Here is an 8,551-nt window from a genome sequence, read left to right as displayed (position 1 = left end):
GCGGGGTCCGGGGCGGGTCGATGTCCATGCGTAGACGCTCTCATCGGGCAGCTCGTCATCCCATCCCGCGCGGCGGGGAGCATGCGGGACGGACGGGCGGATGACGACGGGCGGATGACGACGGGCGGGGCGCGGACAAGCGTGCTGACGGACGCGCGATGAGAAGTCGCCCCTGGCGAGGGTCGGCCGCGTGTGGAAGCACCTCGGTCGGGGTACGGGGCCATGGTCGCGCTTGCCCAAAGGCGCGGCGCGACACGGGAGGCAGCCCGGCCGGCTTCTCGTGGCGCTCACGCCGTCCGGTCGCAAGCGGAGCCATGGAGCCAAGCGTGCGGGTTGAGGTGACCGACCGTGATGCCATCGTCGTGCATCCGGCTGGCGACATCGACTATTCGTCCCTGGATCCCCTGCGCGAGGCACTGCTCGACGCACGGGTCGCCGGAGTAAAAGAGATCATCGTGGATCTGGAGCAGGTGAGCTTCCTCGACTCGCAGGGGTTGGCGGTCATCCTGTTCGCCCACCAGCGTCAGCGGTCGGCCGGTGGCCGTCTCGTGCTGCGTAACCTCAACGAGGACGCCCACCGCCTGCTGCATGTCACGAACCTGAGTGCCGTGATAGACGTCGATCACGGCGACTCCGCCCCCGTGCGCGGCCTGGCGACCCGTCAGGGCGCCTGAGCCACGGGGGCCTTCCGGGCCCAGGCCGGATCAACCCGTGGACGGCCTCTCCCAGTGGTAGGAGACGTCGCGGACGTAGGTGATGAAGCCGAGTCCGGTGTACATCCGCACGGCGCGGACATTGTCCTCGTCCACGTACAGCAGGACCGAGTCGAGCCCCTCGGCCTGCAGATGCCGCAGGCCGATCAGGGTGAGTGCCCGGCCGAGTCCCGCGCCGCCCGCGCCCGGGAGCACGCCCACCACGTAGACCTCGCCGATGGGCCCCGGCTGCGCGTTCCGTGGCGGCGTCTGGTCGGTCTCGTGCACCTTCGTCCAGTGGAAGCCGACGAGTGCGCCGTCGTGCTCGGCGAGGAAGAAGCCACGCGGGTCGAACCACGGCTCGGCCCGGCGCCGGGCCAGATCGTCCAGGGTCCACCGGCCCTGCTCCGGATGATCAGCGAAGGCGGCCGCGTTGACGGCCAGCCAGGCCCGGTCGTCCTGATCGGGGACGAAGGTGCGGACCGTCACACCGGCCGGCAGCCGGGGGTCCGGCAGGGGCGTCCCGGCCGCCAGCGGTCGCCGAAGCTGGAGCAGCACCCTCGTGCGAGTGAACGTGAGCCGGGTAGCCAGTGCCGCGGCGGCCGGCAGGTCGCCGTGGGCCCAGATGTCGAGGCGGGACGACGGCGCCGCGAGGGCCTCGGTCAGTCCGCCGACCAGGGCCGTGCCGACGCCACGTCCGCGGTGGTCGGGATGGACGACCACCTCGGCCTGCCGTGCCTGGGCCACGCCGCCCAGATGGGCGTAGCCGATGATCTGCCCGGCGGGGACGCGGCCCGGCATGGTCGACGTGTCCGCGGCGTTCTGGTCACCAGGGGTGTCCGGGACATTCGGGGCGCTCGTGTCCGCGGCGGCCGACACGGCCAGCAGGTGCCGGCCGGCGCCGATCCGCAGTCCGGGCTGGAGGGCCAGCCGGACGTCCTCGGACACCGGCCCGGTGCCGTCCGCCCGCTCCGCGGCGGCGAGGAGGCTCACGATGTCGTCCACGTCCATGGCGCTCAGGGTCTGCTGCCAGCTCAGCGAGGTCACCGGACGACCGTATGACGCTGGGCGGCCCTCGACGGTGCGGTCGGGAGGCCCCGGTCGGGAGGCCCAGGTCGCGAGGCCGAATCCTGGCTCCTGGAGCCAGGATCTGGGCCTCGCGCCGGCGATGCCGTCCTACTGGCGGTGCCCGGGGTGCCGGGATGCCGGGATGCCACGCGGCGGACGGGTGTCCGCGGTGACGTCAGACCCGCTCGGGGGTCCGGGACTCGTCACGGCCGATCTCCCCGGGGGTGTTCTCCGGTAGCGGCGCGATGGGCGGCGCGACGAACTTGTACCCGACGTGCCGAACAGTACCGATCATCGCTTCGTGCTCGGGGCCGAGCTTCGCTCGCAGCCGCCGGACGTGGACGTCCACCGTGCGGGTGCCGCCGTAGTAGTCGTAACCCCAGACCTCCTGCAACAGCTGGGCGCGGGTGAAGACCCGGCCCGGGTGTTGCGCGAGGTACTTCAGCAGCTCGAACTCCTTGAAGGTGAGCTCAAGCGGCCGGCCCCGCAACTTGGCCGAGTAGGTGGTCTCGTCGACCGACAGGTCGCCGGACCGGATGACACCGGCTTCGGCCGTGCCGCCGGCGGCGGCGACTCGACCGATGGCCAGCCGCAACCGGGCCTCGACCTCGGCGGGACCCGCGGAATCGAGGACGACGTCGTCAACCCCCCAGTCCGCGGACACCGCCGCCAGCCCACCCTCGGTCACCAGCGCCAGCAGCGGCGTGGTGAGCCCGGTGGTGCGTAGTAGCCGGCACAGACCGCGGGCGATCACAAGCTCCCGGCGGCCATCCACCACGATCACATCCACCGGCGGGGCGTCCAGCAGCGCGCTCGCCTCGAGCGGGGCGACCCGTACGGTGTGGGTGAGAAGCCCAAGCGACGGAAACGACTCGGCGGACGGACCGGGGGCGTTGGTGAGCAAAAGGACGACGCTCAAGACGACTCCTCCAGGTGGTGTGGTGGTGGGGCAGCGTCGACCCGGTGAGTAACTCGATGCCCGGCGCTGGGCGTCTCACGACCGTCATGGGCATGAAACGAAGGCCGGTATGTGGGGAGGATAGCGGAGTGTCCTACTCGGCTCCTACCGTCTACGGGCCACTACCTACGGCGGATGGTGAGATCCCGACCACGAGTCATGATCACTGGAGTGGTTGGGTGCCCGGTGCGTCACGCAATCTGGCTGTAGTGGTCACCCATGGCTTCCCCTGTTCGACGTCACGCCTGGCGCTGCAAACAGTGATGGTCGGATTACGTCCACATCCCGATGTCCAGGTCATGGATCTGCAAGCGTACGACCGATCCACCAGACTGTGCACTTTCGGTGACCCCGAGGTGCTGGATGTCGGTGCGGACGTCGGCGTGGCTGCCGGCGTGGCCCGTCGACTCGGCTACCAGCGGGTCTGCCTCACGGGATGGTCGGTGGGATGGTCGGTGGACGGTGCCGCCGTGCCGCGGCACGGCGTGCTGATCCAGGTGGGGGAGCCCGCCCACAGCCATCGCCGTCGGCATCCCCCGGAGGCGGTAGCCAATGCGAGCGCGACCAGCCGGTGGTTCGTGCGGGACACCGCTCGAATGCGCCGGATCCATCGGCTGGCAGAGCGGCCCACCGGCCGGATGGTGGCACGGCGTCTGTTACGGGTGCGTATCGGCCCCCACGCGTTCGTACCAATTCCAGCTCCTCCGGTGAAGATAGTTGGTTCGGTCGCACCGACCTCGCCGCTCATCGTCCACGGCTGTCGTGACGGGTATTTCACGCTGAGACATCCGCGCGCGTTGGCCGCGGCGAGGACGGCGAGGACGGCGAGGACCGCCGCCGCGAGGACGGACGAAGGGCCGGAAGGACGGTGACGGACGAGACCGCAGGGGCGGGCCGGCCCGCGTCGATCGCGCGGGTGACCGTCCGCTACTGGGCCGCCGCCAGGGACGCCGCGGGGGTGTCCCAGGAGGAGATCGGCGCGGATACGCTGGCCGCTCTGCTCGATGTCGTCGCGGCCCGCCACGGCGGGACCCTGCCGGCGCTGCTGCGACGGTGCTCCTACCTCGTCGACGACCAGCCCGTGGGCCGGCGGGATCCGGCGGGGGTCATCCTGCGTGACGGTTGCGTAGTCGAGGCCCTCTCACCTTTCGCCGGGGGATGACGCTGTTCGTCGTCGGTCCGGAGATCGTCGGTCCGGAGGCCATCGCCGCTGGGGAGACCGTTGACGCGGAGGTCCTCGCCGCCCGACCCGGGGTCGCGCCCGGCTGGGACGGCGCGACGTGAGCCGCCCGAGCCGGACATGACAGCATGGCCCGGTGAGCGCAGGCGATCCCGGCACGCCCCATGGCGTCCTCGTCCCGGACGAGGCTGCCTCCATCCCCGCAGCCCGATGGGCGCCGGGTGCTTTGCCGTTGGCGGCCCTGGTGGCTACCGGCCTGGTGATGGCGGCCGCAGCCCTCGGCACGGGAGCCCTCGCGGCGGTCCTCATCGTCGAACAGATCGCGTTTGCCTGGGCCTGGGTCCGGATGCTCCGGGCGTCGACCGGTACCACCCTGCTCGTGGCGGCCTGGGGTGTCCTCGGTGACGTGGTCCTGTTGGCCTCGGACCGGCCCAGCTACGGATCGTTGGCCGGCGTCGTCGGGATCGCCGTGGCGGTTGTGATCCTCTACCAGCTCGCCCGACGCCGGTCAGCTCCCGTCTCCGGGGCAGGCTCGGTGTCTGCCAATGGTTCGAGTCCGGTGTCTGCCAACGGTTCGAGTCCGCCGCCCGGTCCTGCCGTGCGGGTCGGTGCGGATCTCGCCGCGGCGCTGAGTGGAATCATTTTCTGTGCGCTTTTCGCCGGTTACCTTGCGCTGCGTTCCGGGTCCGGCGCGCACCATCCGGCCGATCTGCTGGTCATCGCCGGCCTCCTCGGCGCGGGTGGCACGGTCGTGGCGGGCCGGCTGGTGGGATGGGCGGGCGTTCCGGTGGTGCTGGCCGGGGCGGTCGGCGTTCTGGTCGGCGCGGCGCTGGGGGCCGGCTTCGGTGCCCTCGACCCCGATCGTCTGGCGGTGGGGGCCGCCGTCGCGATCGCCGTGGCGGGAGCGGCCGTGGCCGCCGTCATCGATTTGCTGCTGGCGCGGGCCCGGGACGCCGAGCCGCGGGTCGGCCCGGTCGCCACCTCGGCGCTGGTCGCGGACGTCCTGCTCACCGCCATCCTGCCGCTGGCCTCCGCGGCGCCACTGGTGTATTTCGTCGGCCGGCATCTGCCCGCGTGAGTCGATCGTCGGGCCGCGGCGGGGCCTGGACGGGAAGAGCCGGGGCCTGTCGGATGCTGTAGAAGCCGTGACCGGAATGTGGGTGTTGTCGGTGGCGACCGTGGTTGCTCTCGGGCTGGGGGTGCTCATGCGGGCCCGGGACGGACGGTTCCGGCCGGTAGACGGCGGGCTGCGGGCCGAGTTCGCGTCGCTGGGCGAGACGATGGGGGATCGGGCGACGCTGCTGCAGTTCTCCACGGCGTTCTGCGCTCCCTGCCGGTCCACCCGTCGGGTGCTGGCAGGGGTTGCCGAGGTCGTGCCCGGGGTACGCCACGTCGAGGTTGATGCGGAGGCGCATCTCGACCTCGTCCGTCGGCTGGGGATCAGGCGGACTCCGACGGTACTGATCGTTGACGGTCATGGCAGGGAGGTGCGGCGCGCGAGCGGTGCCCCGCCGACGCGTGCGGCGGTGTTCGCCACTCTCGAAGAGATCGTTTCCGATGGGATCAATCGGGCAGATGGTGATCCTTCGGATTCATCGTCGGCGGGTTAACACAGACGTGACGTTCACTGCTACCGTGACACGAGCCATGCCCCAGATACAGCTTGTGAAGCGCCGCGCGGTCGATCTGTGCCGCGTACACAGCTGTCTGTGTTGTCTTTCCTGATCGTGGGTTGATGTTCCTCAGCCGTGATCGGCTGGCCCCGGTGCATCGCCACGTCCGAGCGGGTAGTCCAAGCCGGAAGTCAGGAGAAGGCTCTCGTGGTAGATCCTCGCGGGATGCGGTTCGCCGCTGCCGTCACCACGATCATGCTCGCCGTGATACTGCTCGCCGGCAGCCGCTGGTTGCTGCTCGCGCAGACCGTGGTGTTCGGGGTGGGGGCGGTGGCCGGGGTCCGGCACGCGCCCTACGGGCTGGTGTTCCGTTCCCTGATCCGGCCGAGGCTGGGGCCGCCTGCCGCCACCGAGGACGCCGCGCCGCCCCGGTTCGCCCAGCTGGTCGGCGCGATCTTCGGTGTCGTGGGTCTCGTGGGATTCTTCGTGGGGATGCCGGCACTCGGTTACGTCGCGGTGGCCCTGGCCTTCGTGGCGGCCCTCCTCAATGCGGCGTTCGAGTTCTGTCTCGGGTGCCAGCTGTATCTTTTTCTCCAATCGATAGCCGTGAAAGGAGCACGCACATGAGTCGTGAGAAGGCGCTGGTCGACGCCTCGTGGGTCGAAGCGAACCGTAACGACCCGAAGGTCGTCCTGGTCGAGGTCGACGAGGACGTCTCCGCGTACGACAAGGGGCACATCCCGGGGGCGGTGCGTCTCGACTGGAAGTCCGAACTTCAGGACCCGGTCATTCGTGACTTCATCAACAGGGAGCAGTTCGAGAAGCTTCTCTCCGAGAAGGGGATCTCGAACGACGACATCGTCGTGCTCTACGGCGGGAACAACAACTGGTTCGCCGCATACGCATACTGGTACTTCAGCCTCTACGGCCACGCCGACGTCCGCCTGCTCGACGGTGGTCGCAAGAAGTGGGAGCTCGACAGCCGTGAGCTGACCACCGAGGTCACCCCGCGTCAGCCCACCAGCTACACCGCCCCGGAGCCGCGCACCGACATCCGGGCCTTCCGTGAGGAGGTCATCTCCGCGATCGGCGAGAAGGCCCTGGTGGACGTCCGGTCGCCCGACGAGTTCTCCGGCAGGCTGCTCGCTCCCGCGCACCTGCCGCAGGAGCAGTCCCAGCGGGCCGGGCACATCCCCACGGCGAAGAACATTCCGTGGGCGAAGACCGCGAACGAGGACGGCACGTTCAAGAGCAATGACGAGCTGACCGGCCTCTACACCGAGGCCGGGGTCGACCTGTCCAGGGACATCATCGCCTACTGCCGTATCGGCGAGCGTTCGGCGCACACCTGGTTCGCGCTGCACGAGTTGCTCGACCTGCCGAACGTGAAAAACTACGACGGTTCGTGGACCGAGTACGGCTCGCTCGTCGGCGTGCCGATCGAGAAGGGCGCGTGAGCCATGTGCGGCGCCACCAGCGGTGGACCATCTGTGGAGGGAATTGACGTGGCCAAGGAAACCGTGATCCAGGGGGTCGTGGTGCAGGGCGGGGAGCCGGTTTCGACCGGTTATGCCCGGCTGCTGGACGAAGGCGGCGATTTCACCGCCGAGGTTCCGTTGTCCGCGACGGGTCAGTTTCGTTTCTTCGCGCGGCCGGGGCAGTGGACCGTCCGGGCTCTTGTCCCCGGCGCGACCGGCGAGCGCAAGGTCGTCGCCCGTCAGGGTGAGCCGGTCGACACCCAGGTCGAGGTCGCGGCCTGACGTCGCGTTCCTTCGCCGGGCGGGGACAGCGGGTTTCTCCCGCTGTCCCCGTGCTCACGTTGCCCCCGTGCTCATGCCCGGACCTGGCCACCGCGGTTGTTTCCCGCCGGTGACACGACAGCCGAAACGGTGCTCGCCGGTGGCGGAACCGTGGTCGGTACGGCGAAGGCCATCGGGCCGATCGAGAAACAGTGCAGACCGTTGTCGCGGGCAAACGCCATTGCGGAGCCCCGATCGGGGAACGGCGCGATGATCCGGTCGACCGCACGCTGGCCGGCGGCGGCGAAAAGGACGACCGCGAAGAGTACGTCGGACTCTGCCATCATGTGATCATGAAAGCGCATCCCGGGAAGGCCCGAACAGGTTTTCGCGTGTTCCGTTCGTGGTCTGTCGTTGCGCGTGCGATGTCTTCCGCAAAGGCTCCGTCATACCGTGAATAAAGTGTGACTCTTGGTGGACGGGCACCTCTTGGTAGACGGGCAGCTGGAGATGCCCCCGCGGAGTCGGCTCAGTCGGACACGCGGTGCAGGCGGGCGGACAGGTGTGACTGCATCGGCTTGCCCTCGGCCTCCATGTCGATCGCGTAGGCGAGATCGCCGCCCTCGACCAGGCCGTAGAGCCGCACCGACCGGGTGACGTCACGGGCGGTGGCGGTGCGGATCAGGACGTTGTGATCGAGATCGATACGGGTGCCGGTCACCGTGCCGACGTAGATCTCGGCGATGCCGAACGGGTGGGCCAGCATCACCTCGACGACCGGCTTTCCGTCCTCTCCGGGCTGGACCCGCCAGAACCCGGTCTCGGTCGCCAGCGGGCTGCCGGGCTCGCGGCCGTCCCGGGGCTCGTCCGCCCACCAGGTGTGCGACACGTATCCCAGCGCCGGGCGGCCGTCCGCGGCGAAGGTGATCTCCTGGCCGTAGTGGAATCCGTCCAGGCCCTCGTAGCCGCCGACCCCCTCGCCCCGCCAGGTCCCGACGAGGAAGGCCAGTGGTAGCAGGCTGGCGTGCAGATCAACGGTGCTCGTCGCCGTGTCGGACCGCGGCGATCCGGCCGCGGACCGCTTCCCGGCGCTCAACGCTGACCCTCGTACAGCTTGTAGACCACGTAACCGGAGAACCAGGCGATCAGGACGGACATCGCCACCAGAAGCCCGGTGAAGAAGTAGTGCAGCACGTCTGTAGCCTAGACGACGAGATCACGGGACTCCTCGTGGCCGTACCGGTCCTGGTCACCTCAGGTGCCACGCGGCATAGCTGCGCGCCAGGGCGGCTCGGTTCCGA

Annotated in this window: 14 protein-coding genes; 10 read left to right on the top strand and 4 right to left on the bottom strand. The window is 69.8% G+C overall.

What is annotated here, in order from left to right:
* The first annotated feature begins 314 nt into the window (after positions 1 to 314).
* A complete protein-coding gene (locus tag AC08OX_RS11460; protein ID WP_476607803.1) occupies positions 315 to 674 on the top strand; it encodes an STAS domain-containing protein in 360 nt (119 codons plus the stop codon).
* A 30-nt stretch (positions 675 to 704) separates the two neighbouring features.
* On the opposite strand, the gene mshD is transcribed toward AC08OX_RS11460, so the two are convergent.
* Positions 705 to 1,739 carry a mycothiol synthase gene (mshD, locus tag AC08OX_RS11455; RefSeq protein ID WP_476607802.1) on the bottom strand — a complete coding sequence of 345 codons (1,035 nt, stop codon included), beginning with the start codon at positions 1,737 to 1,739 and terminating at the stop codon, positions 705 to 707.
* A 196-nt stretch (positions 1,740 to 1,935) separates the two neighbouring features.
* A complete protein-coding gene (locus tag AC08OX_RS11450) occupies positions 1,936 to 2,679 on the bottom strand; it encodes a response regulator transcription factor (RefSeq protein WP_476607801.1) in 744 nt (247 codons plus the stop codon).
* Between the two features lie 338 nt (positions 2,680 to 3,017).
* Here AC08OX_RS11450 and AC08OX_RS11445 point away from each other — a divergent pair, with 338 nt between their 5' ends.
* The 9 genes from AC08OX_RS11445 (at position 3,018) to AC08OX_RS11405 (ending at position 7,271) form a co-directional block, all read left to right on the top strand.
* Complete coding sequence (locus AC08OX_RS11445; RefSeq protein ID WP_476607800.1) at positions 3,018 to 3,590, top strand: alpha/beta hydrolase; 573 nt, start codon at positions 3,018 to 3,020, stop codon at positions 3,588 to 3,590.
* The gene (locus tag AC08OX_RS11440) at positions 3,587 to 3,880 is read left to right on the top strand and encodes a MoaD/ThiS family protein (RefSeq protein ID WP_476607799.1); all 294 of its coding nucleotides are present in this window, start codon (positions 3,587 to 3,589) and stop codon (positions 3,878 to 3,880) included. The genes AC08OX_RS11445 and AC08OX_RS11440 overlap by 4 nt, the downstream gene beginning before the upstream one ends.
* A complete protein-coding gene (locus tag AC08OX_RS11435; protein WP_023839837.1) occupies positions 3,877 to 4,002 on the top strand; it encodes a hypothetical protein in 126 nt (41 codons plus the stop codon). Before AC08OX_RS11440 ends, AC08OX_RS11435 begins: the two co-directional genes overlap by 4 nt.
* Before the next feature lie 32 nt (positions 4,003 to 4,034).
* Positions 4,035 to 4,976: a hypothetical protein gene (locus AC08OX_RS11430; protein WP_476607798.1), complete on the top strand. Its 942-nt coding sequence runs from the start codon at positions 4,035 to 4,037 to the stop codon at positions 4,974 to 4,976.
* Between the two features lie 67 nt (positions 4,977 to 5,043).
* The gene (locus tag AC08OX_RS11425) at positions 5,044 to 5,508 is read left to right on the top strand and encodes a thioredoxin family protein (RefSeq protein WP_476607797.1); all 465 of its coding nucleotides are present in this window, start codon (positions 5,044 to 5,046) and stop codon (positions 5,506 to 5,508) included.
* Positions 5,456 to 5,623 (top strand): putative leader peptide, encoded by a 168-nt coding sequence (locus tag AC08OX_RS11420; protein WP_476607796.1) that lies wholly within the window; start codon positions 5,456 to 5,458, stop codon positions 5,621 to 5,623. Before AC08OX_RS11425 ends, AC08OX_RS11420 begins: the two co-directional genes overlap by 53 nt.
* A gap of 95 nt (positions 5,624 to 5,718) precedes the next feature.
* Complete coding sequence (locus AC08OX_RS11415) at positions 5,719 to 6,138, top strand: DUF4395 domain-containing protein (RefSeq protein WP_476607795.1); 420 nt, start codon at positions 5,719 to 5,721, stop codon at positions 6,136 to 6,138.
* On the top strand, positions 6,135 to 6,968 hold the full coding sequence (locus tag AC08OX_RS11410; RefSeq protein WP_476607794.1) for a sulfurtransferase: 834 nt from the start codon (positions 6,135 to 6,137) through the stop codon (positions 6,966 to 6,968). Before AC08OX_RS11415 ends, AC08OX_RS11410 begins: the two co-directional genes overlap by 4 nt.
* Positions 6,969 to 6,971: 3 nt before the next feature.
* Positions 6,972 to 7,271: a DUF1416 domain-containing protein gene (locus AC08OX_RS11405; RefSeq protein WP_476607793.1), complete on the top strand. Its 300-nt coding sequence runs from the start codon at positions 6,972 to 6,974 to the stop codon at positions 7,269 to 7,271.
* A gap of 71 nt (positions 7,272 to 7,342) precedes the next feature.
* Here AC08OX_RS11405 and AC08OX_RS11400 read toward each other — a convergent pair whose 3' ends face one another.
* Positions 7,343 to 7,594 (bottom strand): hypothetical protein, encoded by a 252-nt coding sequence (locus tag AC08OX_RS11400; RefSeq protein ID WP_476607792.1) that lies wholly within the window; start codon positions 7,592 to 7,594, stop codon positions 7,343 to 7,345.
* A gap of 185 nt (positions 7,595 to 7,779) precedes the next feature.
* Positions 7,780 to 8,346, bottom strand: coding sequence for a nitrobindin family protein (locus AC08OX_RS11395; protein ID WP_476607791.1), 567 nt, complete (start codon positions 8,344 to 8,346; stop codon positions 7,780 to 7,782).
* Between the last annotated feature and the right edge of the window lie 205 nt (positions 8,347 to 8,551).

The sequence above is a fragment of the Frankia sp. CoBUL1 genome (assembly GCF_978021245.1).
The sequence above is the reverse complement of the archived record's forward strand: the minus strand, read 5'-3'. Positions and strand labels throughout refer to the sequence as shown.